The following is a 25512-nucleotide window of genomic DNA, read 5'->3' as shown; positions in this document are numbered from 1 at the left end:
GGCAAAAATCGTCCATTGCGACGATACTTGGTCAGAGGCCCCTGGCCTATCTTCAGGGTTTACTCCTGAAAAACAACAAACCAGCGGACGATCTCCCCGGGTTATCCGCCCCCGAAAGGGCCTTTCCAATGAGTACCAGCGGGCAACAGTCGACTTCAATGCACGCAGGCCAGACAGACTTTGATCCTGCGGCACTTCTCAGATACCTCGAAACGGACCTGCACGAGCTCCCGGCATCCATCGACGCCCGGAATCTCTCCATCGAACCGATCTCGGGCGGCCAGTCCAACCCCACCTACTTCGTGACCATTGGCGACCGTGAGCTGGTGCTGCGCAAGGCCCCAAATGGGGAACTTCTCCCCGGCGCACACCGGGTTGACCGGGAATACCGCATCATGGCCGCACTGGCTGATTCGGGGGTACCGGTGCCGGCAATGGTGCGGCTGGAGGAAGACAAGAGCGTACTTGGCGCGCCGTTCTACCTCATGGAACGACTGCACGGCCAGGTTTTCCATGAAAGCACCCTGCCTGACCACTCGCCCGAGGCCAGGTCGGCAATCTATGAACACAAGGCCCGGGTTCTGGCCAACCTTCATTGTGTTGATATCGCTGAAAAGGGCCTTGAGGATTACGGCCGTACAGGCCCCTTCTTCACCCGCCAGATTCATCGCTGGACCCAGCAGTGGGAGCTGTCCAAAACCCGGGAGATACCGGAGATCGACCAACTCGCAAAGTGGCTGAAAGAAAACGACGACGGCGATGAAACCTCCACCCTTGTCCACGGTGACTATCGTATCGGCAACCTTATGCTGCACCCCGGCAAGCCACGCATTGTTGGTGTTCTGGACTGGGAACTGTCTACCCTGGGCCACCCCCTGGCCGACCTGGCCCACGCCACGGCCATGTGGCACATCACGCCGGAAGAATACGGCGGCCTGATGGGAGCTGACCTGAAAGCCCTTGGCATCCCCGACCGCCAGCAGTTTGAAGAAACCTACCTTGAAGCAGCGGGGTTCAGTAACGGCCTGACCACGTTCCACCATGCTTTCGCCCTGTTCCGCTGGGCGGTGATTTTCCAGGGCATCGCCAAGCGTGCGGAATCCGGTAACGCTGCGTCGGAGAATGCGGCCACTGTCGGGGCTCTGGCCATTGCGCTGGGCCGCCGGGGAGCCGAGTTATTGTCTGTCGATCGCCTGACGAGCTGAAGTCACAACCGTTTTTACCGGAGAAACTTGCCCCTGACCCGAACGGCCGGGGAAGCACGGAAGCCGCACACAACAAATACAACATGCAACAGCAGGTGGCCCGTAACAGGGTCCACAGGAGAATCACAATGAACAACACTCTTTTCAGACTGACCGTCGCGGGCCTGTTAGCCGGCTCCCTCGGCGTTGCCGGAACTGCATCGGCCGAAACCCTGCGCATTTCATCCGGTGTCGGCCAGCAGCATTTCTGGGGCGGGGAGCACATGGATCCCTTCATTGAGGCGATCGAAGCCGCCGACATCGGCATTGACTTCGAAGCCTACTATTCCGGCTCCCTGGTGACACCAGGCCAGGAGCTGGGCGGCCTCAGGGACGGCATTATCCACGTAGCCGCGCCACTGCTGGCTCCTTACCATGAAGGCCGCTTCCCGCTGTCCGATGTCACTCAGCTACCCACGCTGGAAACCAATTCGGAACTGGTCACCGACGCACTGCTCGAGCTGATGGACTCAGAGCAGGAACTGAAAGATGGCAAATCCTTCTATGAATATGAACTCGGTGAAAAGGGCATCCGTGGCTGGCCGGTGGGAGCGACCTCCGCCTACTCTCTGGCTACGACTGGCATTGAACTGAAGGAACCTTCCGACATCAAGGGACTGCCCATCCGCGCCGGCTCCCCCCTCCACACCATCCTGCTGGAAGAACTGGGCGCAACCCCGGTTACCATGACCAGTGCCGATTCCTATGAGGCTCTGTCGCGGAACACGGTGGAAGGCACCATCCTGTCAGTTGCCGACTGGCCGTCCTATTCCTTTGAAGATCTTCTGGAGTATGCCATTACCGGTATTTCCATGGGCCACTGGGAAAGCTACCTCGCCATGACCGAAGAAACCTGGCAGGGGCTCACCGAGGAACAGCGCGAGACATGGGACCGCATCGCCCGGGAAATCGCCATGGAAAACGCCCGCTACATCGACGAGCGGGAAATAACCGTTCGCCAGAAAACAAGCGAAGAGGGCACCACATTTGTGCAGATCGAGGATCTCTCTGAAGACATGCAGGCGCACATGTCCAACGCAGCCAGCCAGACCTGGATCCGCTGGATCGAACAGCTTGAGAGCAATGGTCATCCCGCAAAAGCGGCAGCCCGGCAATGGGCCGAGCTGATCATGGCTAGAGGCGGGCAAATACCTGAAGGGGCTGCGGAATACCTCCAGCTCAACTGATCTGGCCCGTGTGTACGGCGATAGTCTGACCATCGCCGTACGTTCGTTTTCCCAACCCTGCGGGTGATTCGCTGTGTCTGCAACGGCTACTATCTGGATCGTCATTGCCTGGTTCGCCATCTTCCTGACCCTGGGCCAGAACGTCGCTACCGTGCTTCTGGGGGCCGGTATTGTCGGTATTGCGCTCTACATAGGCACCGGGCCACTGGGCGGCATCATAGGTCCCGACATTTTCTACACTGCCTCCATCTATTCCCTGTCCATCGTTCCGCTGTATCTGTTAATGGCCCAGATGCTGCTGCGAGGCGGTATCATCAATGATCTGTTCCAGGTCGGTCACCGCATGTCTGGTTATCGTCGCTTTCCTCTGGGCGTGGCCACCATTGTTACCGGTTCGCTGCTTGGCGCCGTTTCCGGCTCAGGTGCCGCCAGTTCTGCCTCACTGGCCGCCGTGGCCTCTCCCGAGCTGGAGAAACTGGGCTATACCCGAAGGTTTTCACTGAGTATCGCCGCGGTTTCGGGATCACTGTCAGCGATCGTTCCGCCCAGCCTGATCATGATCATCTATGGCTCACTCGCGTCGGTGCCCATTGGCCACCTGTTCATTGGCGCCATTGGCCCCGCGGTACTGTGTATTCTTATCTACGTTGTGTGCCTTAAGGTGTTCGGCGAAATCCGCGGCGATGCCCAGGCAGATGGCACCATACCCGATGAGCCGGATGCCCCTGACAGCCGACGCAAGAGCCGGAACGCCTTCCTGTTCGTGGTCACCCTCATGGTAGTGGTGTTCGGCGGCATTTACGGTGGCATCATTACCGTCGCTGAAGCAGGCGCAATCGGTGCCTTCACCGCCATGATGGGCATGATCGCAATGCGCCGCGTCAACCCGCAGGATATCTTCCAGGCCCTGTCCGACTCCGTGAAGGTTACCGCCGCGCTGATGATGCTGGTAATTGGCGCCAAGATTTTCGCCCGGTTTCTTACCTTTTCCCGACTGCCGAATGAACTGATTGCGTTTATGGAACCGGTGCTGGCGAACCCCGGCCTGGTGGCCATCATTCTCCTTGCAGTCTTCTTCCTTGCCGGCATGTTCCTGGAGTCTGCCGCCGTTATCGTCCTGCTGGTTCCCATCATTCTGCCACTGCTGAAGGCCGCCAATATCGACCTGTTGTGGTTCGGGGTCAGTGCCTCGACCATGATTGCACTTGGCTTGCTGACGCCACCGGTCGGTCTGGCCAGTTTCGCGGCGGCCAGTGCCGCTAACCATCCGGCATCACAGGTCTTTCGTGGCGCCACGATATTCGCCTTGGCAGCGGGGGTTATCGTAACGGCCCTGCTGCTGGTATTCCCGTCCGTTGTGACCTGGCTGCCCGCCCAGATGCGATAAGGGGATTTTATGGGATTCTGGCAAAAACTCGGCAAACTGGAAGGTGGCCTGGCCTCGGTCGGAGCCGGCTTCTGTCTGTTCGCGATCATGATCATGACCGTGCTGAGCGTTCTGGGACGCTATGTATTCAACATGGACCTGATACCCGGTGGGTATAACCTGATCGAGCGAGTGGCATTCCCTCTCCTGGTCTTCTGGGCCGTTCCCCTTGCCCATCGGGATGGTATGTTCCCGAAATTCGACATGTTGCAGGCAAAACTGCCGCCGCTGATTCACCGAATTCTCGCGTCACTCGTGCTGCTGGTGGAAATCATCATCTTCCTGGTGGTGATGTGGCACGTCACCGATTTCGCCTGGAAGTCGACAGAAAGTGGGCGGCAGTTCCAGATCAGCTCGACTCACTGGCCCATATGGCCGGTGATCCTTATGGTGCCGCTCGCGTTCGGCCTCATGCTGCTGGAGATGTGCCGCCTATTCTGGGTTACCGCGACAGGCCGCGATACACCAAATCACAGGACTGCAGACAAAGTTTCTCCGGTGCCCACCCACCACTCCTGAGGGGCGGACACGGGGGGCATTCAAACTTCCGGATCAGCGAACTTCGGTGCCCGCTTCTCCAGGTTTGCGTAGACTGCCTCGACCTGATTGGGGCTGCCGATAATGCGGTCCTGCTCCCGGGATTCCTCCAGCAGGATGCGGGCCGCTTCCTCCCTCGGGGTAATAGCGCTGTTCAACATGCGCTTCATGGCACGGATCGCGTCCGGGTTCTTGCCGGCAATGGTACGTGCCAGTGCCAGTGCATCTGCCCGGGGATCGTCTCCGAGATGGGTGGCCAGCCCCAGTTCCACCGCCTCGGACCCGTTCAGCACTCGTCCGCTGTAGCACAGCTCCCGGGCGATGTCCGGCCGCACCAGTTCATTGAGCAGGACCATGCCGCCCATGTCCGGCACCAGGCCCCATTTAACTTCCAGTACTGCCCACTGGGCGTCCGGCGTGGTGTAGCGCATATCCGCACCGAGGGCCACCTGCAGGCCACCGCCAAAACATACACCGTGTACGGCGGCGATAACCGGTACCGGCACTTCCCGCCATACCATAGCCACGTACTGGGCGAGATTCGAGTCACCATGGGTCCGGGGCTCCAGGCCGTTGCCGTTGACGCCGGCACCTCCGCCCTCCGCCATTTTCGAAAAGTTACCCATGTCCAGCCCCGCGCAGAAACAGCGGCCCTCGCCACTGAGCACGACCGCCCGAAGGCCCGGGTCTTTTTTCAGCTCTTCGCCGACCGCTGCCAGACTGGTGAACATGTCGGTATTCAGCGAATTCATCTTGTCGGGGCGGTTCAGGCGCACTTCAACCACACCTTCATGCTCACTTCGGATAACCTGTACGACTTCGGACATAGTAACTTCCTCGATAAACAGCAGACCGGCTCAGCTGGAGCGTTTGGCCTTGTCCTGATTGTTAATGGCAGTAATCGCCTTCCGGGCCCGGGCGCCATTCCTCTTCGCCCCAGGCCGACAGGGCAGTAAAGTTCCGCCATCCGCCTGGCACTGCCCCCCATCAATGGCATGGTCTGGCCGTTGACGTAGTCGGCACCTGCTCCCAGGCGCTTGCTCATGCCCTCGGTGGGAAACAGACCCCGAGCAATGGCATCAAGCCGGATACCACGGTTGCCCCACTCTACCGCAAGTCACCGGGTCATGGCATTGATCCCGGCCCTGGACATGGCCGACGGCATCGAAGGCCCGGTGGGACAGGTCCCCGGTACGGCTGACGAAATTGACTGCGGCGTTGTTGATAAGACCATCCCTGTACATCAGGTCATCTGCCTTCACGACTGTCTCCTTCGGGGGAATACCGGGGTTCGCGCTTTTCCAGGAACGCACTGACGCCCTCCCGGAAGTTGTCGTCCTGTACACAGAGAATCTGGTTGCGGTCCTCCAGAGCCACCACCGCTTCCAGGCTCTGGGCATCGATGGCCAGGCCCAGGGCCTCCTTGGTCAGTCGCAGCGCCAGGGGCGTGGCCCGCAGCATGTCCTCCACGAGCCCTTCGGCGTGCTCCCACAACTGGGCCAGCTCCGCCACGGTGCTGGTGAGGCCCAGCTCCCGGGCACGCCTGGCCTCGATAAAGCGACCGGTCAAGAGGTATTCCGCCGCCACCGAGCTGCCCACCATGCGGGGCAGGAAATAGCTCACACCCACGTCGCAGCCGCTGATACCCAGTCTGATGAAAGCCGCGTTCAGGCGGGCATCAGGGGTAAGCAGCCGGATATCGCTGGCCAGGGCCAGGGCAAAGCCACCACCACTGGCGGCTCCCTGGACAATGCTGATAATGGGTTGAGGGCAGCGGCGCATGGCCACCATGATGTCCCTCACGGCCCGCTGCTCATCCAGCGCGCCGCCCACCCTGGGATTGATCGGGCTTTGCGCCTGTTCCTTGAGGTCCAGCCCGGCACAGAAGGCCCGACCTTCTCCGGCAAGCACCACCACCCGGATATCACGACGGTGATAAAGCTCACAGAAGTAGTCCCGCAGGGCGTGAACTAGGGGGCGGTCGAGGGCATTCAGGGCGTCCGGCCGTGCCAGGGTCAGGCGGGCCACTCCGCCGGATTCTTCGATTCTGAGGGGTGGGGGCAGGTCTGTCATGAGCGGTTTCCTCAATAACGGGGTGCCCCTGAGGAGCATCACGCCGGGTTACGGGATTCACGTCATGATCATTCGATAAGCAAGCGTAATCATCGTCGAAAAAGACGAACTGGAAGATGGAAGACAACCGGAGGAAACTGCCTCGTCCATGAGGCTGGACAACAGGGATGATTCAAAGCAGGTTCTTCAGCTCCCGGGCGATCAGCAGTCTCTGGACCTCGCTGGTGCCCTCGTAGATCTGGGTAATGCGGGCATCCCGATAGAGACGCTCGACTGGGTAGTCCTGAAGGTAGCCATAGCCCCCGTGGATCTGGATGGCCTTGCTGCACACATCTTCCGCCAGTTCACTGGCGAACAGCTTGGCCTGTGATGCCTCCGACAGGCACGGCAGGCCTGCGCTCTTGAGCCTTGCGGCGTGCATGACCAGAAGGCGTGCCGCGTTCAGGCGGGTGTGCATGTCCGCCAGCATGTTGGCGATGCTCTGGTGACCGGTGAGCGGCACGCCGAACTGGATGCGTTCGCTGGCATACTTGAGTGCCGCCTCAAAGGCAGCCCTGCCGACGCCCACCGCCTGGGAGGCGATGCCGATGCGGCCACCCTCCAGGTTTGACAACGCGATGGCCAGGCCCTTGCCCCGCTCACCGAGCATGTTTTCTTCCGGGATGCGACAGTCGTCGAGGGTGATGGCGCAGGTGTCCGATCCGCGGATGCCCAGCTTCTTTTCCATACGTTCAACCCGGAACCCCGGGGTGTCCGTGGGCACCAGAAAGGCGGACAGGCCGCGCTTGCCCAGATCCGGATCGGTCACCGCAAAGACGATGGCCAGCCCGGCCCGCTTGCCGTTGGTTACGAACTGCTTGGCACCGTTGAGCACCCACTGACCTTCCTTCAGCTCGGCCCGGGTCTTCAGGTTATGGGCCTCTGAACCAGCCTGGGGTTCGGTCAGGCAGAAACAGCCGATGGTTTCACCCGTTGCCAGGGACGTCAGCCAACGGCTCTTTTGGGCATCGCTGCCGAAATGCAGCACCGGCGCACAACCAACCGAGCTGTGCACGCTCATCAGGGTACTGGTGGCACAGCAGCCCACGGCCACCTCTTCCACCGCCAGGGCGTAGGCCACGTAATCCACGTAACTGCCGCCCCATTCCTCGGGCACGACCATGCCGAGCAGACCCAGCTCACCCATCTGCCGGACGGTGGCATCATCAATGTAGCCGGATTGGTCCCACTCCGCCGCCCGGGGCGCCAGCTCGCTCTCGGCAAACTGGCGTGCCATGTCGCGGATCATCCGCTGATCTTCGTTGAATTCAATATCCTGCATGACGCAACTCTCTCGTTGTTGTAACGCCTGGGCACCCAATGCTGCCCGTTCTGTCAGCGACCCGCGTCGTCGAAAAAGACGGAAACGTGCTTCGGCTCCAGGTCGTCAATTGTGGCTGGCTGCCAGCGGGGCGACTTGTCCTTGTCCACGATCAGTGCCCGGATGCCTTCCACCATGTCGCCATGGTCAAACCATTGGTAATCAAGCTTCAGCTCCAGGGCGAATGCCTCGGACAGGGTCAGCCTGCGGCCCCGGCGCACCAGTTCCAGTGCAACCGCCATGCCCAGGGGCGAGCGGCCCTCGATAGCCTTGAGGGTCTCCGCGGCCCACTCACGGTACTGGGGGCGCTGTTCCGCCTCGAGGGAATCCCGGATGGCCCTGAGGGACTCCTTTGCGAAGTGCTCGTCGATGGCCGGCCGGAGTCGTTCCAGGCCAGCCTCGCCCGGCTCGCCGGTCATCATGGCAAGACCGGCCCGGAGGGCGTCATCGGTGCGACCGTCGATATCAACCAGGGTATCCACGAAGCCATCAACATGCTCCGGCGGCAAATACAGGTCCGCCAGCCCGGCGTGGATCGCATCCGCCGGTCCCAGCTGTTTGCCGGTCAGGCCCAGGTATTCGCCCAGCCGTCCCGGCAGGCGGCCCAGGAAATAGGTCGCCCCCACATCAGGGAAATAGCCGATGCCGGTCTCGGGCATGGCCAGCCGGGCCTTTTCGCTGACAATCCGGACGCTGGCCCCCTGGGCGAGACCCATGCCACCGCCCATCACAAATCCGTTCATCAGGGCGATAACCGGCTTGGGGTAGTCGTGGATGGCCTGGTCCAGGGCGTATTCTTCCTCGAAGAACACCCGGTGGAGGGTATCGCCGTTGTGGTAGCTGTCATACAGCGCCCGGATATCACCACCAGCGCAAAAGGCCTTTTCGCCCGCGCCCTGGATCAGAACCGCATCAATGGCGTCGTCCCCGGCCCAGTCGTCCAGCTGCCGGTGGAGGGTCTGAACCATGCCCAGGGTCAGGGCGTTGAGCCCCGAGGGCCGGTTCAGGGTCAGGCAACCGTATCGCCCCCTGACCTCGACGATGACTTCGGAATCGTTCTCACTCATTCCGGCTCCTTCAGATACCGTTTGATGATGGCCGAGAAATCCAGACCGCCATGACCCTCAAAGCTCATGCCCTGATACAGCTGCTGGGCAAGAGCGCCCATTATCACGGGCTGACGGGCGGTTTTCGCCGCTTCCGTGGCCAAGCCCAGGTCCTTGATCATCAGGTCCATGCCGAACCCGCCGGTATAGCCCCGGTTGGAGGGCGCGGTCTCGATGACACCGGGATAGGGGTTGTAGGTATCGGTACTCCAGCAGCGGCCGCTGGAAGTGTTGATCACCCCCGCCAGGACCTCCGGATCCATGCCCATGGCAACGCCGAGACTCATGGCTTCGGCGGCGCCGATCATGGAGATGCCCAGCAGCATGTTGTTGGCCATCTTGGCCACCTGACCGTTGCCGGCCGCGCCGCAGTGCACGATATTCTTGCCCATGTTCGCCAGCACCGGGCGGGCAAAGGCAAATTCCTCATCCTCGCCGCCGACCATGAACGTCAGGGTGCCGGCCTGGGCACCACCGGTACCGCCGGATACCGGCGCATCCAGCATCGGATTGCCCTGGTCCGCCGCCCGGGCGGCGACTTCCCGTGCCGTCATGGGATCGATGGTGGAGCTGTCGATCAGGTGCACGCCCCTGGCGACACTGGCCAGCAGGCCGTCCTCACCCAGGTATACGGATCTTACGTGCTGGGCCGCTGGCAGCATGGTGATAATCAGCTCGACATCTCCAGTGGATATGTCGCCCAGACCGTCCGCGGCCGTGGCACCCTCAGTCACGGCCTTGTCCACCGCTGCCTGGTCCAGGTCAAATACTGTCAGTTCGTGACCCGCCTTGAGCAGGTTGCTGGCCATGGGCGCACCCATGTTACCCAGGCCAATGAATCCGATTTTCATGATGCTGTCTCCAGTCCTGTTGTTTTGTAGGGAGCTGGCGCCCCGTTATTTATGCTGGAAATCCGGCTTGCGCTTCTCAACGAAGGCGCTCATACCTTCCTTCTGGTCATGGGTGGCAAAGACGGCATGGAAAATACGCCGCTCGAACCGCACACCCTCGCTGAGGCTGACTTCAAATACGCGATTGATCGCTTCCTTGGTCATCATGGTGCTGGGCAGGGATTTCTCAGCGATGGAAGTGGCGGCTTTCAGGGTCTCCTCCAGCAGCTGCTCCACCGGGAAGATGCGGGCGACCAGGCCAGCGGCCTCGGCTTCCGTGGCGTCCATCTGCCGGCCGGTAAGGCACATCTCCATGGCCTTGGCCTTGCCCAGGGCCCGCGTGAGGCGCTGGGTACCACCAATGCCCGGCAGCACCCCGAGGTTGATCTCGGGCTGACCGAAGCGGGCATTGTCACCGGCATAGATAAAGTCACACATCAGCGCCAGCTCGCAGCCACCACCGAGGGCGTAGCCCGCCACCGCGGCGATCATCGGTTTGCGGCGCTGGCCGATCCGGTCGGCGTTGGCGAAGAAGTCGTCCAGATAGATCTGGGGGTATTCCAGCACCGACATCTCCTTGATGTCGGCGCCGGCAGCAAAGGCCTTCTCGGAGCCGGCCAGCACGATGCAGCCGATATCCGGGCTGCGCTCAAACTCATCCAGTGCCTGGTTGAGTTCGTCAATGAGCTGGCTGTTCAGTGCGTTAAGCGCCTTGGGCCGGTTCAGGGTAATCAGGCCCACGCGGCCCTTTATCTCGGTCAGCAGGGTTTCATATGTCATGACAGTCGCTCCTTGTCCTAACGAAGGTTGATGGTGGTGTTCACGGAACCGACCTTCTCATCCTCGTCGAACCAGCGTGAGGTAACCGTCTTGGTCTGGGTATAGAAGTCCACCACCTGCTTGCCGTAGGGGCCCAGATCACCCAGCTTGGAACCACGGGAGCCGGTGAAGGAAAACAGGGGCACCGGTACCGGAATGGGCACATTGATGCCGACCTGGCCCACGTCGATCTTCTCCTGGTAGCGATGGGCAGCGGCGCCGGAACGGGTAAAGATGGCGGTGCCATTGCCGTTGGGATTGGCGTTGACCACGTCGATGGCCTCATCCAGGGTTTCCGCTTCCAGCACGCACAGTACGGGCCCGAAAATTTCCTCTTTATAAATGGTCATGTCCGGACGCACACCAGAGAACAGGGTCGGTCCGATGAAGTTGCCTTTTTCATAGCCACGGACGTTGGGGGAGCGGCCATCCAATACCAGTTCGGCCCCTTCATCGATGCCTGCCTGGACCAGGCGCTCCACCCGCTCCAGCGCCTGGGGCGTAATCAGCGGCCCGATATCGGTGCCTTCCTCGGTACCGGCATTGACGTTCAGTTTCTCGGCGCGACGCGCCAGTTCCGGCAGCCAGTTGCGGGCCTCGCCCACCAGTACCACGGCAGAGACCGCCATGCACCGTTGACCGGCGGCGCCGAAGCAGGAGCCCACCAGGGCGTTCAGAGTCTGCTCCTTGTTGGCATCCGGCAGTACCACCGCATGGTTCTTGGCGCCCATCATGCACTGGACACGCTTGCCCGCCTGGGAGGCGCGGTTGTAGACATGGGTTCCCACCGGTGTGGAGCCCACGAATGAAACCGCCTTGATGTCCGGGTGGTCGCAGATGCCATTCACCATGTCCGGCCCACCATGGACCACGTTGAGCACGCCCTTGGGTACGCCCGCCTCGACGGCCAGTTCCACCAGCCGCATGGTGACCATGGGATCACGCTCCGAAGGCTTGAGTACGAAGGTGTTGCCGGTGGCAATGGCCATGGGGAACATCCACAGCGGAATCATGGCGGGGAAGTTGAACGGCGTGATGCCGGCACAGACGCCCAGAGGCTGGCGCAGGGTATAGGTGTCCACATCATTGGCAACGTTGTTGGCGAACTCCCCCATCTGCAGCGTGCCGATGCCGGCGGCATGTTCCACCACCTCAAGGCCCCGGAACACATCCCCCTCGGCATCGGGCAGGGTCTTGCCCTGCTCCGCCGTGAGGATGGCGGCCAGTTCCTTCATGTTGTCGCGGATCAGCTGCTGGTACTTTAGGAATATCCGGGAGCGCACGCCGATGGGGGTCTTGCGCCAGGTCTTGAAGGCTTCGCTGGCGGCGCTGACCGCGGCTTCCAGCTCGTCACCGGTGGCGAAGGGCACTTTTGCCAGCACTTCCTGGGTCGCAGGGTTGGTCACGTCACGCCAGTCGCTGGTTTTCGATTCGACAAATTCGCCGTTAATAAGCAGTTTAACGGTCGGGACCTGGTTGTTCATTGTGTATCTCCGGTTCAGGGTCGGGCCGTGAGGCGCCCGGATATTGTTATTGGACGTCACCGGATAGTAGCAGTGCATTTTTGTCAGCTACAATGGCGCATAATGCAACTCCACTCTGCAAATATGCACAGGCCTAGAGAATATGGACTGGGACAATCTCCGCTTCTTTCTGGAACTCAGCCGGGCGGGCAAGCTCACGGCCGCCGCCAGGCGCATGGGAGTGGATCACACAACCGTTTCCCGGCGGATCCAGGTCCTCGAAAAAAGCCTGGGTGTGACTCTGTTCATCCGTGAAAACACCGGTTACAGCCTGACCGAAGCGGGACGACGACTGCTTCCCCAGGTGGAACAGATGGAGAGCGCCAGTGTCAGCATCGAGCAGAGCCTGCCCAACCCCGAGGAGCAGCTGTCCGGGCAGATACGCATCGGTGCGACGGAGGGTTACGGCACCATCATGATCGGCCGGCAGCTGGGCAACCTTACCCATCGCTACCCACATCTACACCTCGACCTGCTGGCCCTGCCCCGGGCGGTGCGCCTGTCCCGCCATGAAGCGGATATCGTGATCACCCTCGAGCGTCCCGAACGCGGCCCCTTCATCATCACCAAGCTGACCGACTACGTGCTCCGTCTCTATGCCAGCCGGGACTACCTGGAACGGCACGGTCCCATCCGCCGGCGGGACCACATGAGCCAGCATCGCTTCGTCAGCTATGTGGATGACCTGGTGTTCAGCCGCGAACTGCTGTTCCTCGATGAGATCGCCAGCTCCGGCGATGTCAGCATCCGCAGCACCAGCGTGCTGGCCCAGCAGGAGGCCATCGCGACAGGGGCCGGTATCGGCATCCTCCCCGCCTTTTCCGCAGACATCGACTCGCGACTCCAGGTTGTGATGCCGGAACAGATACGGTTCGTGAGGACCTTCTGGATGCTGATGCCAGAGGAACTGCGCCACATCGCCCGCATGCGGGTAACCTGGGATTTCCTGCGGGAAATGGCGGAGCGGAACCGGGGGCAACTGATGGCCTTTTGACCGCCCCCCCTAACCGGGACCGGTCAAAAGCACGGCAGAAAGGTTTGTACCGAGACGGTTCCTAGCGTGACGAAACGGGCGCCCCGGACAACGAATCGTAAAGTGCGCTGTACTGAAGGGTCAGGGCATGGCTCGGCGCCATATGAATCAGCGGCTGATGAAGCTGGTGGGATTCCTTCATCTTGACCGAACTTGGCAGGCGCACATCCATCACTGGCAGGCCTTCATCGACCAGTTCCTGCATGACCTGCTGAGGGAGACGGGCCCGCGCCTGGAACTGGTTGGCGATGATGCCCTCCACCACCAGGTCCTCGTTGTGGTCTTCCCGCAGATCAGAAATCTCATTGAGGGTGTTGTACAGGGCCTGCCGGGAAAAGTCGTCGCAATCGAAGGGAATCAGGCATCGTTCTGCCGCCACCAGGGAGGCCCGGGCGTAGAAATTCAGGGATGGAGCGGTGTCGATGTAGATCTCGTCAAAATCGTCATCCAGCTTCTTCAGGGCCTCGCGAAGCTTGTAGATTTTATGCTTCGCCTCCAGTTTCCGCTCCAGGAATTCCAGTTCCGGACTGGCGGGCATGACCGAGAGGTTGTCGAAGGGTGTGGCATGGATGAAATCCTCCACCGGGCGGTTGAACATCTTGAAGGAAACCGTCTGCTCCAGCAGATCCGCTACCGTATCCTTCATACCGGCCGCCGACTGGCCCAGCAGGTAATGGGTCGAGTTGCCCTGTGGGTCAAGATCCACCACCAGCGTCCGCCTGCCCCGGGCCGCACTGATGGCTGCGAGATTGCAGGCGATACTGGATTTGCCCACGCCACCTTTCTGGTTGAAAACCACTCGCCTCATGGTGCCTCCGTTGCACGGTCTGGTTGACTGTACTCCGTCTAGCTTAGCAGGCGCGGATTAGTCGTGTCTCTCAGCAATCGAGAGGTCAATCACTCTGTCGGGCCAGCGGCGGAATAGGCCGGCTGCCTTCAGCCGGGCAGAAAACGGTGATAGCAGAAGAACCAATAGAACACTGAACCCAAAGCGCATCAGATTGTTCCTGAGCACGATCATGTGCGTTTGATTGCCTGTCTCACGGCGCGATACAGAGTCCCAACTGTCTGATCGAAAACCCACGGGATAAAACTGAAGGTCAGGTGGACTACCGTTGTGACTGCGGCACGGGCGAAAGCCAGCAACTGCCCCAGCAACCCCCTTGTCTGTAGGGGGTTCTCCATTGTTGGCTATCCCCTCAACCCGGGGGAAGAGTTCAACGTCGTACTTTTTCCCTAACCCAAACATCCCCGCACTCCCTTCACTGATCATAAAAGCCGAACAGACACACCCCCCCTACCAAGCGAATCATGGATACCATGATGCCTCCAGGTGAAACGTGACTGGCTCGGACACGGGATGAGCGTTATGCAAACAGGTGAAGCGAAAAAACGGGCGCGCGGTCTTCGGCCCTTTGGCAGGCGGTGTCAGCCTCATCCCTGAAACTCCATCAATCAATCCTGGAGATAATATTGTCCTGCATACCGTTTTTGGTCAACGGAACCAGGTCTCAAAAAAACCCGGGGCAGGCTCTGTTCCGGCTCCGGTGGCCCGTTATACCAGTATCCATAGATAGAGCAGCAGCACCGGGAATGCCGCCGCTACAAAGAGGCCGTTCCAGCCAAAGGCCACGGTCACCTGGCGAACCTGGCCGAAACGGGAAAGTAACAGCACCGCAGGTCCCATGGGCGAAAGCATCATGGCCAGGGAGAAGCCGATCATCAGGGCGACGGCGATGGGCTGGATATCCATGCCGGCGGCGGTCAGCTGGGGCAGTAGTCCGCCCAGCACGCTCAGGGTGGTGATGGGGATAACGCCCACTGTGGAGAAAAGCGGCAAAACCAGCAGCCCCGCCACTGCCAGCAGGTAAACCCCCGCTTCTCTGGCGGCGACACCGGAAATGAAGTCTGACGGCACCAGGGCCATCAGGGCCACACCCAGGCAGGCCGAGGCGGCGAAGATGGCCATCTCGTTGCTCATGGACACGACATTATCGGTGGCTTCGCGGAATACGGAGGCCACGTTCCGGTCCGTCCAGAGCATGTACAGCACCGTAACTGAGGGCACTGCGATCATGGCCGCACGGGAAACGTTGAATCCGGCGCTGTAGACCAGGGCTGCCATGGTGCCCAGGATAAGTGACACCATGACCACGAGGGTCCGGGTACCCTGGGGCCAGCCTTCCAGCTTGACCCGCTCCTCACTGACCTTGCGGAACCGTCGCTGTTCCAGTACCCAGCCGACACAGATCAGGAGAGCGGCTGCCGTCAGACCATAAGGCAGCAGACCCGACCAGCTCAGTTCGGGCACTTCCTGGGTGAGAATGGCGACCGCGACGCTGGTGGGCGCCACCAGAGGCACCAGGGAAAACCCTCGCAGGGCGCTGATCAGAACACTTCGAATCCAGTTAAGGCGGGATTCCCCCCGCACACCCCGCTCATCCAGAATGCCGGTCAGCGTTCCGCACAGCAGACTCATCACGCCGAAATTGAGGACCGAGGCAATGCCGAGGGTCGTCACTGCATATTTCGGGTACAACAGCATGGGCGGGCCACCAAGCAACACATCGTGAATACGGCGCAGCACCTCGAAGCGTCGCACCAGGCATTGCATCATGCCGAGGCTGCCCAGGAAGGCACCATAGAAGCCGGCGGATTCCGCCGCCCCCAGCAGATGGGGCTGGTCGAGCCTGCCCAGGATGACCAGAACGCCGGTCACCGACAGGGTAACCACCATAATGATGCGCGAGTATGCCTTGATCCTGGCCAGAAAGACGGTGAAGTACCCGATGAACAGGCAACCGGCGACTATACTCAGGGCACTGACGGAGGTGATGAGCGCGGCCAGCTCGATCACCACCGCCAACGACAGCACGTAGCGGCTCATGGAGGACGTTTTCCCGGGGGTTGGAGATGGCAGCTCCGCCGGCTTGCATGGCTTGCAATTGGCCATTGGGCGGATTAATCTTTAGCCACTCTCGATATTCGATAAAATTCAGTTTCGCTTAATGAAACTACATTATCATTTTGGCGAAGACAAGCCGCGGGCATTTTCCGGTATCATAGGAAGGCTTGAACTGAATCTTTATCTTTCCGCCGGCATGGCCGCGGATCACTAGACAGGAGACACCATGAGCGCCTACATCTATGACGGCTTGAGAACCCCCTTTGGACGCCACGCCGGAGCCCTGGCCAAGGTACGCCCGGACGACCTGCTGGCCAGCGTCATCAAAGCCGTAATTGAGCGCAACGGTTTCGAGCGCAGCGCCTATGAGGACGTGATTGCCGGCTGCACCAACCAGGCCGGCGAAGACGCCCGCAACATTGCCCGTCACGCAGGCCTGATGGCCGGTTTGCCGGTGGAGACCGCTGGCCTGACCGTCAACCGTCTGTGCGGCTCCGGCCTGGCGGCCATCATCGACGCCGCACGAGCGGTGCGTTGTGGCGAAGGTGAGCTGTTTATCGCCGGCGGCGCCGAGAGCATGAGCCGTGCCCCCTTTGTCATGGCCAAGGCCGAAGCGCCCTATTCCCGCGATTTTCGCATGTTCGACAGCACCATTGGCGCCCGTTTCCCCAACCCACGGGTGGAAGCGGAGTTTGGCGACGACACCATGCCCCAGACCGCTGACAACATCGCGAAAGACCTGGGCCTGAGCCGCGACCGGGTCGATGAGTTCGCAGCCCAGAGCCAGGCACGCTATGAAGGAGCCCGCAAGCTGGGCTTCTATGATGAAGAAATTCTCGGTATCGAAGTGCCCCAGGGCCGCAAGAAGCCACCGGTTACCGTCGACAAGGATGAGCACCCGCGCCCGCAGTCCGATATTGAAGCCCTCTCCGGCCTTCGCCCCCTGTTTGAAGGCGGCGTGGTCACCGCCGGCAATGCTTCCGGCGTTAACGATGGTGCCGCCGCTCTGATCATCGGCTCCCTGGAGGCTGGCGAGAAGGCCGGCATCCGGCCCCGCGCCCGCATCGTTTCCGCGGCTATCGCCGGGGTTGAGCCCAGGGTAATGGGCTACGGCCCGGTACCCGCCAGCCAGAAGGCACTGGCCCGGGCGGGCCTGTCCATCAACGATATGGACGTCATCGAAATCAACGAAGCCTTTGCCGCCCAGGTCCTGGGCTGCACCACCAAGCTGGGCATCGACCAGACCGACCCACGCCTGAACCCCAATGGTGGCGCTATCGCCGTAGGCCACCCCCTGGGAGCTTCCGGCGCCCGGATTGCGCTGACAGCGACCCGTCAGCTTGAACGTATGGAAGGCCGTTACGCGCTGATCAGCATGTGCATTGGCGTTGGCCAGGGTATTGCCGCTGTAATCGAGCGTTTCAAGGACTGATCACAACCCGGCCCAAGGCCGTATATCAACCCGGCGGCACCACCATCCGGTGCCGCCAGAATGCAATTCAGGAGACACAAAATGGCTTCCGCTCCCTGGGACGATCTGCTCCTTTTTGACAAGCAGCTCGACGAGACCGAACGTCAGGTTCGTGACAGTATCCGCGGCTTCTGCGACCAGCGCCTGATGCCGGGAATTGTCGAGGCAAACCGCCACGAGAAGTTCGACCGCAACATTTTCAACGAGATGGGTGAACTGGGCATGCTGGGTGCCACGCTGCCGGAAGAATACGGCGGCCCGGGCCTGAACCATGTCTGCTATGGCCTGATCGCCCGCGAGGTAGAGCGCGTGGATTCAGCCTATCGCTCCGCCCTGAGCGTGCAGTCGTCTCTTGTCATGTACCCGATCTTTTCCTATGCACAGGAAGAAACCAAAAAGCGCATCCTGCCGAAGCTGGCTTCCGGCGAGTGGGTGGGCTGTTTCGGTCTGACCGAGCCCAACCACGGTTCCGATCCCGGTGGCATGGAAACCCGCGCCAAGAAGGTTGACGGCGGCTATCTGCTCAGTGGCTCCAAGACCTGGATCACCAACTCGCCGATTGCCGATGTCTGCGTGATCTGGGGCAAGCTCGACGGCGAAGTCACCGGCTTCATTATCGAGCGCGAAGGCGCCACCGGTCTCGAGACCCCGAAAATTGAAGGCAAGTTCTCCCTGCGCGCTTCGGAAACCGGCTCCATCTTCATGGACGAGGTTTTCGTGCCAGAGGAAAACAAGCTTGATGTAACCGGCCTGAAAGGCCCCCTGAGCTGCCTGACCAAGGCCCGTTACGGCATCAGCTGGGGCTCCCTGGGCGCCGCGGAATTCTGCTGGCACGCCGCCCGCAACTACACCCTGGAGCGCAAGCAGTTCGGCAAGCCCCTGGCTGCCAACCAGCTGATCCAGAAGAAGCTCGTGGACATGCAGACCGAAATCACCCTGGGCCTGCAGGCGGTGCTGCAGCTGGGCCGGATGATGGATTCCGGCGACGCCACTCCGGATTCCGTGTCGCTGCTCAAGCGCAATAACTGCGGCAAGGCACTGGACATCGCCCGGGTCGCCCGCGACATGCACGGCGGCAACGGCATCTCCGACGAATACCATGTTATCCGTCACGTGATGAACCTGGAGGCCGTGAATACCTATGAGGGTACTCATGACGTTCACGCGCTGATTCTGGGTCGCGGGCAGACCGGTCTGCAGGCGTTCAAGTAACGCCCTGCCCGGATCAAGTCCAGCACTGAGACAGGGCCTTCGGGCCCTGTTTTTTTGTCTGGAGTCCCTCCACGATGGAGGGGCGCGCAATATGAGGTCCTTTTCGCTAAAATACGCCCGGCTGGTTATTTTGTGTTCGGCTCCGCTGGTTGTTTTGGAACGCCATATTTCACTCTGCGATACGGCATTTCTCCATTTTTGCTGCTCCAGTGCATAGACATAATCAGTTCGCCCCTTTTTCCACGGAAATAGGGGCATTGCAGGCGGCCAGCCATTGACGTGATGGCCCGGTAAGGGAATTGACACCGGAAAAGGCTTCCTCCATCATAGGTATATTCTGCTATGCGGTATATGTTTTCGCTGGAACGAACCGAGAGGTTGATTCATGAATATGAACTACACGGCTGAAGAGCTGGCCTTCCGAGACGAAGTGCGCGCTTTTCTGGAAGAGAAACTGCCGGCCGACATCGCTGCCAAGGCCAAGGGCTTCCGCAAGATGACCAAGGAAGATCACCAGCGCTGGCAAAAAATCCTCGTTGAACAGGGCTGGTACGCCTCCCACTGGCCCGAGGAATACGGCGGTGTGAAATGGACCCCGGTTCAGAAGCACATCTGGGATGAGGAATCCAGCGCTTACGGTGGTCCCCGCACCGTCCCGTTCGGCGTGAACATGGTGGCTCCGGTTATCATCAAGTTTGGTACCGAAGAGCAGAAACAGTACTACCTGCCGAAGATTCTCAACGGTGAGCACTGGTGGTGTCAGGGCTATTCCGAGCCCGGGGCCGGCTCTGACCTGGCCTCCCTGAAGACCCGTGCGGTCCGCGAGGTTGACCACTACATCGTCAACGGTCAGAAGACCTGGACCACGCTGGGCCAGCACGCCAACATGATCTTCTGCCTGGTGCGTACCAACACCGAGGTCAAGGCCCAGGAAGGCATTTCCTTCCTGCTGATCGACATGAACACCCCGGGCATCACCGTTCGTCCGATCATCACCCTGGACGGCGAGCATGAGGTCAACGAAGTGTTCTTCGAAGACGTCAAAGTACCGGTGGAAAACCTGGTGGGCGAAGAAGACAAGGGCTGGACCTACGCCAAGTACCTGCTGACCTACGAGCGCACCGGTCTGGCCGGCATCGGCATTTCCAAGGCCGCCCTGAGCCATCTGAAGGGCCTGGCGAGCCGTCGCCTGAAGAATGGCAAGCCGCTTCTGCAGGACCCCAGCTTCAGCCAGCGTATCGCCCAGGTGGAAATCGACCTGATGGCCGCTTCCATCAGCAACCTGCGCATCATCGCGGCCGTAGAGGGCGGTGGTGTGCCCGGTGCCGAGAGCTCCATGCTCAAGGTCAAGGGCACCGAGATCAGACAGGCCATCAACGATCTGGCCCGTCGCGCCATTGGCCCCTACGCCATACCGTTTGTTGAAGAAGAGATGAGCCTCGACTACGAAGGTGAATTCCTGTCTGACGAGAATGCCGCACCCATGGCTGCTCAGTACTTCAACAACCGCAAACTGTCGATTTTCGGCGGATCCAACGAGATCCAGAAGAACATCGTATCCAAAATGATTCTGGGACTTTAAGGGGGCGACCATGGACTTCACTCTGAGCGAAGAGCAGCAGATGTTGCAGGACACCGTGGCGCGTCTGGTCCGCGGTGAATACAGTTTTGAAAAGCGTCTGGAATTCAGCGAGACCGAGCTTGGTTTCAGCGAGGATTTCTGGAAGCAGCTGGGCGAACTGGGCCTGACCGCCGTTCCCTTCGATGAGGAACTGGGCGGTTTTGGTGGCGGCGGCGTCGAGATCCAGTCTGTGATGACGGAACTGGGCCGGGGTCTGTGCCTGGAGCCCTTCATGCAGTCCGTCATTCTGGGTGGCGGCATCCTCAGCCAGGCGGGCAACAAGGATCAGCAGGATAAATACCTGCCGGGCGTGGCTTCCGGTGAACTGAAAGTGGCCGTTGGCCTCCAGGAGCCGCAGTCGTACTACAACCTGAACGAAGTGGAAACCAAGGCCGAAAAATCCGGCGAAGGCTACACCCTCAATGGCCGCAAGGCAGTTGTGATCGGGGGCCACTGTGCAGACCTGATCATTGTGTCTGCACGCACCTCCGGCGATGTGCGCGACGCCGACGGCATCAGCCTGTTCGCTGTCGATCCAAGTGCCGAAGGTGTTGAGCGTCGCACCTATCCGACCATTGATGGAGCCAAGGGCTGCGATGTCTTCCTGAACAACGTCAAGGTGGACGCCGATGCCCTTCTGGGCGAAGAAGGCAAGGCCGCCGAGGTAATTGAATACCAGACCGGCCGCGCTATCGCGGCACTGTGCGCCGAAGCGATTGGCTGCATGGAAGAGGCCAACGAGCTTACCCTGGAATACCTGAAGCAGCGCAAGCAGTTCGGTGTGCCCATCGGTAAGTTCCAGGTACTCCAGCACCGCATGGTGGATATGATGTCCGAGCTGGAGCAGGCCCGTTCCATGGCTATCCTGGCTGCCAGTTTCGCCGACGCCGAGCAGAGCGATGAGCGTCGCCGCACACTGGCCGCCGCCAAGAACGTGATCAACCGTGCCGGCCAGTTCATCTCTGAAAAGGGCATCCAGTCCCACGGCGGTATTGGCATGACCTGGGAATACAGCTTTGCCCATTACGCCAAGCGGCTGGTCATGATCAGCCATCAGCTGGGTGACGAGGACTTCCACCTGGAGCGCTACGCGTCCCTGCTGGAAGCCAGCTGAAGCCGGCTGCGAAAAGAACCTGTCGGGTCTCTCCACCAGTGGGAGAGCGTTTCTGGGCGGCCCTTTGGCCGCCCTTTTTTTAGGGAGTCACCAGGCAGGTCCGGTGACAACCTGTCGAACCGTTTCGGAACGGGCTACACTGTTTATTTACCCCCAACAACAAAGAGCCTCCGAGAGCTCCTGATCGCCAACAATAAAGAGGATGACGCAGTATGAATGCATCTAACATCACCGGCTCAAACGACCTGGGTACCGAAGAGCTGAAGCAGCAGGAATGGAAGGTCCGTACCGAGCTGGCCGCCGCCTATCGGCTGATCGCCCTTTTCGGTTGGGATGACCTGGTCTTTACCCACCTGTCCGCCCGTGTTCCCGGGCCCGAGCATCACTTTCTGATCAACCCCTATGGCCTGCTTTTCCACGAGATCACCGCCTCCTCCCTGGTGAAGGTGGACAAGGAAGGCAACGTGGTGCAGGCCGGTGGCATTGACCGGGTCAATCCGGCGGGGTTCACCATCCACAGCGCGGTTCACATGGGCAGGGACGACGCTCATGCGGTCATGCACATTCATGCCGCTGACAGCGTTGCGGTGTCCGCCCATAAGGACGGCCTGCTGCCCCTGAGCCAGACCGCCATGCTGTGCCTGGACCACATCGCCTATCACGACTATGAAGGTGTCGCCCTGAACCTGGACGAGCGGGAACGCCTGATCAACGACATTGGCGACAAGAACATGCTGATCCTGCGCAACCACGGCGTACTGACGGCGGGTGGCTCGGTACCGGAGTGCTTCACCTACCTGTACTTCCTGATGAAGGCCTGTGAAATCCAGGTGAAGACACCGACACCCTATTGCCTGCCCTCGGACCAGGCCATCGCCACCACCCAGGAACAGTCCCAGTCCCTGGGCAAGGCCTCGGCCCTCACCTGGCCGGCCCTGACCCGTCTGCTGGACAGCAAGAACCCCGGTTACGCGGTTTAAAAGATTTTTAAGCCGCGGAATCCACAGAGAGGAAAAACCGAATATTAACCACGGAAGGACACGGAAAGAACAAATAAACGTCTCTAACAAGAACTGTTTTCTTTTTCCGTGTCCTTCCGTGGTTTCCGTGGCTAAACTGTCTTTTTTCCGCGTTTTTCCGCGGATTCCGCGGCCAACCAAGGCCTCAAGAGACCTTGACCACGAGTTTGCCCCGGTTACGGCCCTGGAGCAGGCCCTGGAAGGCGGTCAGGGCGTTTTCTATGCCTTCCACCACGTCTTCCTGATAGCTGACCGTTCCATCCCTGAGCCATTGCGCCATGTCCTGGCGGAACGCAGGCAGCAGTTCCGAGTGGTCGGACTGGATGAAGCCCCGGAACATCAGGCGTTTGATCAGGATCTGGCCCATGAAGGGGATCAGCCGGTCGGGGCCTTCAGGCAGGGAGGTCTGGTTGTAATGGGCGATTCGGCCACAGACGGGAATGCGGGCGAAATTGTTCACCAGGGTCATGACCGCATCAAATACCTTTCCGCCAACGTTCTCGAAGTAAACATCGATGCCGTCGGGACAGGCCGCCTTCAACTGTTCCGGGAAGTCCTCGTCCTTGTAGTTCACGCAGGCGTCAAAACCGTACTGGTCCACGACGTGCCGGCACTTGTCCTCTGCACCGGCAACGCCGACCACACGACAGCCCTTCATCTTGGCAATCTGGCCGACCACCTGACCAACGGCACCTGACGCCGCGGATACCACCACGGTTTCACCGGCTTTTGGCTTGCCGAATTCCAGCAGCCCGACGTACGCGGTAAAGCCCGGCATGCCGATGACGCCCAGCCATGCACTCGGTGGTGCCAGTGACGGATCGATTCGGGTTAGATTCTCCGGTGTGGTCACCGAATAGGTCTGCCAGCCAGTACGGCCCATGACCAGGTCGCCGGGCTTCAGGTCGGGCTGATTGCTGGTGACCACCTCACTGACGGCCTCGCCTGTCATCACATCACCCAGCTGCAACGGGGTGGCGTAGGAGGCCGTATCGTTCATGCGGCCCCGCATATAGGGGTCCAGGGAGAGGTAGCGGGTTTTCAGCAATACTTCATTGGGACCTGGCTCCGGAATCTCGACCTCTTCAAGCTTGAGATGGGTCTCGTCCGGCATGCCCACCGGGCGGTCGGCAAGGATGTAGCGCCTGTTCTTTTCCATGATATACCTCTGTTTCGCGGGGGTGTTTTTATTGTTGCACCGGAGACTTAACTGCAACAGAATAGCTTACGAAACTGATTTTCGCCAAACGAAACCAGGAGAAGAATAATGACAAGTATTCCACTGCAAGAACTTCCTGAACACAAGGGCAAGGTGGTTGGCCAGAGCCCCTGGAAAAACGTCAGCCAGGAGACAATCCAGGCCTTTGCGGATGCCACCGGCGACCACCAGTGGATTCACGTGGACGTTGAGAGGGCCAGGAAAGAAGCGCCCTGGGGCGCGCCCGTGGCCCATGGCTTCCTGACCCTGTCGCTGATTCCGCAGCTGAACCAGCAGGCGGTCACCATCACCGGCCCGGTGGCCACCATCAACTACGGCATGAACAAGGTACGCCTGCCCGCCGCCGTCAAGTCCGGCTCGGACATACGCTCCACAGTGGAACTGCTGGATGTGCAGGACGTGGATGACAAACGGGTACTGGCCACCTATCGCACCACCATAGAGATCAAGGGTGAGGACAAGCCGGCCGTCGTGGCGGAGAACCTTGCGATGTATGTGAAGCCCTGAGGCTTTCCAGGCTTCCCGAACGTAAAAAAGGGGGCTCTCGCCCCCTTTTTCGTTAGCACAGCCTGATCAGTGGAATCAGAAAGTCACTTCCATGATCTTGCCGTCCTTGACCACCGACATGGTGGGCATGGTGACGAAACCACCCGCCTCGTCGATTTCCTCAACGGCGTACGGGTTCTTGCTGGAATCCATCTGGGCGATGGCATCATTCATGGCCGCACGGATAGTTTTCGGATCCGTGGAGTCGGTCATGTCCATGGCTTCAACCAGCGCGTGCATGGCGAGGTAGTTGTAGGCCGCCTCGGAACCCGGGGTCTTGCCATACTTCTCTTCATAACGCTTGATGAAGCTCTGGGCTGCCTCGGACTCATCGGTGCTCAGAGGAACCACACCAACTGTGTTCTCAAGCGGCTCAAGACCACCCGCAGCAACCGCCGCCTCGTCGATCTTGGCCTGGTCCATCATGATGAACGCGCCTTCATAGCCCAACTGGCGGGCCTGCTGGATAACCAGCCCGGTCGGCTCGGAAGCACCACCAACGAACATGACGTCCGGGTCCTCGGCCAGGAGCTTGCTGACTCCGGTGAAGAAGTCGGCGGACTTGTTGTAGTCCATCGGATTCTTGGCAACGACTTCACCGCCTTTTGCTTCCCACGCCTTTTCGATCATGGAGCCCCAGATCTTGGCATATTCATGGGTGGCGCCGCCCATGGCCAGCTTGGTACCGTATTCTTCGATAGCGTAATCGGTGAACGCCTTTACATAACCGTCAAAGGTCGGCGGGATACGCAGGGTCAGCGGGTTACCCTGTGCCGTAATGGTCGGCACGCTGGTGTAGGCCATGATGAGGAAGTCATCCTCAACATTGAAGTCCATCAGCGCAAAGATGCCGCCGGAGTGGGGAATGAAAATGGCCGGTGCCTCGGATTCCTGGATCAGGCGCTTGGCGTTGGTTGCCGCCTGAGCCGGTGAATACTGGTCATCCAGGGCCACGACGTTGACTGTGTGCATTTCACCGTTGATATCAAAACCACCATTGGCGTTGATTTCTTCAGCGGCCATGCGCAGGCCGGAAAGAACGTTCTCACCGTACAGGGCGGCGCCGCCGGACAGAGGTCCGGAGAACCCGATGTTCACTTCCTCTGCCATAGAGGCAGCGGACATACCCATACCAAGGGTTGCTACGGCAACGGCCAGTCCAAGTTTTTTCGCTGTTTTCATTGTTTTCTCCTGGTTTTGTTTCGCC

At 60.2% G+C, this 25512-nt stretch carries 23 protein-coding genes; 11 read left to right on the top strand and 12 right to left on the bottom strand.

Annotated features, from left to right (window positions below; all coding sequences use genetic code 11):
* Positions 1-128 precede the first annotated feature (128 nt).
* The 4 genes from BM346_RS12315 (at position 129) to BM346_RS12300 (ending at position 4376) form a co-directional block, all read left to right on the top strand.
* Complete coding sequence (locus BM346_RS12315; protein ID WP_092012878.1) at positions 129-1205, top strand: phosphotransferase family protein; 1077 nt, start codon at positions 129-131, stop codon at positions 1203-1205.
* Positions 1206-1333: 128 nt separating this feature from the next.
* Positions 1334-2431 carry a TRAP transporter substrate-binding protein DctP gene (dctP, locus tag BM346_RS12310; RefSeq protein WP_092012875.1) on the top strand — a complete coding sequence of 366 codons (1098 nt, stop codon included), beginning with the start codon at positions 1334-1336 and terminating at the stop codon, positions 2429-2431.
* Positions 2432-2504: 73 nt separating this feature from the next.
* Positions 2505-3818, top strand: coding sequence for a TRAP transporter large permease (locus BM346_RS12305; RefSeq protein WP_092012872.1), 1314 nt, complete (start codon positions 2505-2507; stop codon positions 3816-3818).
* Positions 3819-3827: 9 nt separating this feature from the next.
* Complete coding sequence (locus BM346_RS12300; RefSeq protein WP_092012869.1) at positions 3828-4376, top strand: TRAP transporter small permease; 549 nt, start codon at positions 3828-3830, stop codon at positions 4374-4376.
* 20 nt (positions 4377-4396) lie between these two features.
* Here BM346_RS12300 and BM346_RS12295 read toward each other — a convergent pair whose 3' ends face one another.
* From BM346_RS12295 to BM346_RS12260, 8 genes are all read right to left on the bottom strand, one after another.
* Positions 4397-5221: a crotonase/enoyl-CoA hydratase family protein gene (locus BM346_RS12295; RefSeq protein WP_092012867.1), complete on the bottom strand. Its 825-nt coding sequence runs from the start codon at positions 5219-5221 to the stop codon at positions 4397-4399.
* A 252-nt stretch (positions 5222-5473) separates the two neighbouring features.
* Entirely contained in the window at positions 5474-5656 is a 183-nt protein-coding gene (locus BM346_RS18110; RefSeq protein ID WP_174805137.1) for a hypothetical protein, read from the bottom strand.
* Complete coding sequence (locus BM346_RS12285; protein ID WP_092012864.1) at positions 5643-6467, bottom strand: enoyl-CoA hydratase/isomerase family protein; 825 nt, start codon at positions 6465-6467, stop codon at positions 5643-5645. Before BM346_RS12285 ends, BM346_RS18110 begins: the two co-directional genes overlap by 14 nt.
* A 172-nt stretch (positions 6468-6639) precedes the next feature.
* Positions 6640-7788: an acyl-CoA dehydrogenase family protein gene (locus BM346_RS12280; protein WP_092012861.1), complete on the bottom strand. Its 1149-nt coding sequence runs from the start codon at positions 7786-7788 to the stop codon at positions 6640-6642.
* A gap of 53 nt (positions 7789-7841) precedes the next feature.
* Positions 7842-8894 carry an enoyl-CoA hydratase/isomerase family protein gene (locus BM346_RS12275; RefSeq protein WP_092012858.1) on the bottom strand — a complete coding sequence of 351 codons (1053 nt, stop codon included), beginning with the start codon at positions 8892-8894 and terminating at the stop codon, positions 7842-7844.
* Positions 8891-9784, bottom strand: coding sequence for a 3-hydroxyisobutyrate dehydrogenase (gene mmsB / locus BM346_RS12270; protein WP_092012855.1), 894 nt, complete (start codon positions 9782-9784; stop codon positions 8891-8893). The genes BM346_RS12275 and mmsB overlap by 4 nt, the downstream gene beginning before the upstream one ends.
* 45 nt (positions 9785-9829) lie before the next feature.
* On the bottom strand, positions 9830-10603 hold the full coding sequence (locus tag BM346_RS12265) for an enoyl-CoA hydratase (protein ID WP_092012852.1): 774 nt from the start codon (positions 10601-10603) through the stop codon (positions 9830-9832).
* A gap of 17 nt (positions 10604-10620) precedes the next feature.
* Positions 10621-12126: a CoA-acylating methylmalonate-semialdehyde dehydrogenase gene (locus tag BM346_RS12260; protein ID WP_092012849.1), complete on the bottom strand. Its 1506-nt coding sequence runs from the start codon at positions 12124-12126 to the stop codon at positions 10621-10623.
* 142 nt (positions 12127-12268) lie between these two features.
* Between BM346_RS12260 and BM346_RS12255 the strand changes: the two genes are divergently transcribed.
* Positions 12269-13159, top strand: a complete 891-nt coding sequence (locus BM346_RS12255; RefSeq protein WP_092012846.1) for a LysR family transcriptional regulator — start codon at positions 12269-12271, stop codon at positions 13157-13159.
* Positions 13160-13220: 61 nt separating this feature from the next.
* Here the strand turns inward: BM346_RS12255 and BM346_RS12250 are convergent, their stop codons facing one another.
* On the bottom strand, positions 13221-14006 hold the full coding sequence (locus BM346_RS12250; protein WP_092012843.1) for a ParA family protein: 786 nt from the start codon (positions 14004-14006) through the stop codon (positions 13221-13223).
* A 747-nt stretch (positions 14007-14753) separates the two neighbouring features.
* Positions 14754-16085, bottom strand: coding sequence for a hypothetical protein (locus tag BM346_RS12245; protein WP_092012840.1), 1332 nt, complete (start codon positions 16083-16085; stop codon positions 14754-14756).
* A 244-nt stretch (positions 16086-16329) separates the two neighbouring features.
* Between BM346_RS12245 and BM346_RS12240 the strand changes: the two genes are divergently transcribed.
* From BM346_RS12240 to BM346_RS12220, 5 genes are all read left to right on the top strand, one after another.
* Positions 16330-17535 (top strand): 3-oxoadipyl-CoA thiolase, encoded by a 1206-nt coding sequence (locus BM346_RS12240; protein ID WP_092012836.1) that lies wholly within the window; start codon positions 16330-16332, stop codon positions 17533-17535.
* Between the two features lie 81 nt (positions 17536-17616).
* The gene (locus tag BM346_RS12235) at positions 17617-18786 is read left to right on the top strand and encodes an acyl-CoA dehydrogenase (protein ID WP_092012833.1); all 1170 of its coding nucleotides are present in this window, start codon (positions 17617-17619) and stop codon (positions 18784-18786) included.
* A 385-nt stretch (positions 18787-19171) separates the two neighbouring features.
* Positions 19172-20368, top strand: coding sequence for an acyl-CoA dehydrogenase family protein (locus BM346_RS12230; RefSeq protein WP_092012830.1), 1197 nt, complete (start codon positions 19172-19174; stop codon positions 20366-20368).
* Positions 20369-20378: 10 nt separating this feature from the next.
* Positions 20379-21521, top strand: a complete 1143-nt coding sequence (locus BM346_RS12225; protein WP_092012827.1) for an acyl-CoA dehydrogenase family protein — start codon at positions 20379-20381, stop codon at positions 21519-21521.
* A 212-nt stretch (positions 21522-21733) separates the two neighbouring features.
* Positions 21734-22501, top strand: coding sequence for a class II aldolase/adducin family protein (locus BM346_RS12220; RefSeq protein ID WP_174805138.1), 768 nt, complete (start codon positions 21734-21736; stop codon positions 22499-22501).
* Positions 22502-22685: 184 nt separating this feature from the next.
* On the opposite strand, the gene BM346_RS12215 is transcribed toward BM346_RS12220, so the two are convergent.
* Positions 22686-23699, bottom strand: a complete 1014-nt coding sequence (locus BM346_RS12215) for an NADP-dependent oxidoreductase (protein WP_092012824.1) — start codon at positions 23697-23699, stop codon at positions 22686-22688.
* A gap of 108 nt (positions 23700-23807) precedes the next feature.
* Between BM346_RS12215 and BM346_RS12210 the strand changes: the two genes are divergently transcribed.
* Positions 23808-24266, top strand: a complete 459-nt coding sequence (locus tag BM346_RS12210) for a MaoC family dehydratase (RefSeq protein ID WP_092012821.1) — start codon at positions 23808-23810, stop codon at positions 24264-24266.
* Between the two features lie 75 nt (positions 24267-24341).
* Here the strand turns inward: BM346_RS12210 and BM346_RS12205 are convergent, their stop codons facing one another.
* Positions 24342-25487 (bottom strand): ABC transporter substrate-binding protein, encoded by a 1146-nt coding sequence (locus BM346_RS12205; RefSeq protein WP_092012818.1) that lies wholly within the window; start codon positions 25485-25487, stop codon positions 24342-24344.
* Positions 25488-25512 lie beyond the last annotated feature (25 nt).

It is taken from the genome of Marinobacter daqiaonensis, assembly GCF_900115285.1.
In the GTDB taxonomy this organism is placed as follows: Bacteria; Pseudomonadota; Gammaproteobacteria; order Pseudomonadales; family Oleiphilaceae; genus Marinobacter; species Marinobacter daqiaonensis.
The sequence above is the reverse complement of the archived record's forward strand: the minus strand, read 5'-3'. Positions and strand labels throughout refer to the sequence as shown.

What these genes read in the sequence shown, in the direction of transcription:
- BM346_RS12315 (WP_092012878.1), top strand. Translation starts at nt 129, where the DNA reads ATGAGTACCAGCGGGCAACAGTCGACTTCAATGCACGCAGGCCAGACA.
- dctP (WP_092012875.1), top strand. Translation starts at nt 1,334, where the DNA reads ATGAACAACACTCTTTTCAGACTGACCGTCGCGGGCCTGTTAGCCGGC.
- BM346_RS12300 (WP_092012869.1), top strand. Translation starts at nt 3,828, where the DNA reads ATGGGATTCTGGCAAAAACTCGGCAAACTGGAAGGTGGCCTGGCCTCG.
- BM346_RS12295 (WP_092012867.1), bottom strand. Translation starts at nt 5,221, where the DNA reads ATGTCCGAAGTCGTACAGGTTATCCGAAGTGAGCATGAAGGTGTGGTT.
- BM346_RS12285 (WP_092012864.1), bottom strand. Translation starts at nt 6,467, where the DNA reads ATGACAGACCTGCCCCCACCCCTCAGAATCGAAGAATCCGGCGGAGTG.
- BM346_RS12280 (WP_092012861.1), bottom strand. Translation starts at nt 7,788, where the DNA reads ATGCAGGATATTGAATTCAACGAAGATCAGCGGATGATCCGCGACATG.
- BM346_RS12275 (WP_092012858.1), bottom strand. Translation starts at nt 8,894, where the DNA reads ATGAGTGAGAACGATTCCGAAGTCATCGTCGAGGTCAGGGGGCGATAC.
- mmsB (WP_092012855.1), bottom strand. Translation starts at nt 9,784, where the DNA reads ATGAAAATCGGATTCATTGGCCTGGGTAACATGGGTGCGCCCATGGCC.
- BM346_RS12265 (WP_092012852.1), bottom strand. Translation starts at nt 10,603, where the DNA reads ATGACATATGAAACCCTGCTGACCGAGATAAAGGGCCGCGTGGGCCTG.
- BM346_RS12260 (WP_092012849.1), bottom strand. Translation starts at nt 12,126, where the DNA reads ATGAACAACCAGGTCCCGACCGTTAAACTGCTTATTAACGGCGAATTT.
- BM346_RS12255 (WP_092012846.1), top strand. Translation starts at nt 12,269, where the DNA reads ATGGACTGGGACAATCTCCGCTTCTTTCTGGAACTCAGCCGGGCGGGC.
- BM346_RS12250 (WP_092012843.1), bottom strand. Translation starts at nt 14,006, where the DNA reads ATGAGGCGAGTGGTTTTCAACCAGAAAGGTGGCGTGGGCAAATCCAGT.
- BM346_RS12245 (WP_092012840.1), bottom strand. Translation starts at nt 16,085, where the DNA reads ATGAGCCGCTACGTGCTGTCGTTGGCGGTGGTGATCGAGCTGGCCGCG.
- BM346_RS12240 (WP_092012836.1), top strand. Translation starts at nt 16,330, where the DNA reads ATGAGCGCCTACATCTATGACGGCTTGAGAACCCCCTTTGGACGCCAC.
- BM346_RS12235 (WP_092012833.1), top strand. Translation starts at nt 17,617, where the DNA reads ATGGCTTCCGCTCCCTGGGACGATCTGCTCCTTTTTGACAAGCAGCTC.
- BM346_RS12230 (WP_092012830.1), top strand. Translation starts at nt 19,172, where the DNA reads ATGAATATGAACTACACGGCTGAAGAGCTGGCCTTCCGAGACGAAGTG.
- BM346_RS12225 (WP_092012827.1), top strand. Translation starts at nt 20,379, where the DNA reads ATGGACTTCACTCTGAGCGAAGAGCAGCAGATGTTGCAGGACACCGTG.
- BM346_RS12220 (WP_174805138.1), top strand. Translation starts at nt 21,734, where the DNA reads ATGAATGCATCTAACATCACCGGCTCAAACGACCTGGGTACCGAAGAG.
- BM346_RS12215 (WP_092012824.1), bottom strand. Translation starts at nt 23,699, where the DNA reads ATGGAAAAGAACAGGCGCTACATCCTTGCCGACCGCCCGGTGGGCATG.
- BM346_RS12210 (WP_092012821.1), top strand. Translation starts at nt 23,808, where the DNA reads ATGACAAGTATTCCACTGCAAGAACTTCCTGAACACAAGGGCAAGGTG.
- BM346_RS12205 (WP_092012818.1), bottom strand. Translation starts at nt 25,487, where the DNA reads ATGAAAACAGCGAAAAAACTTGGACTGGCCGTTGCCGTAGCAACCCTT.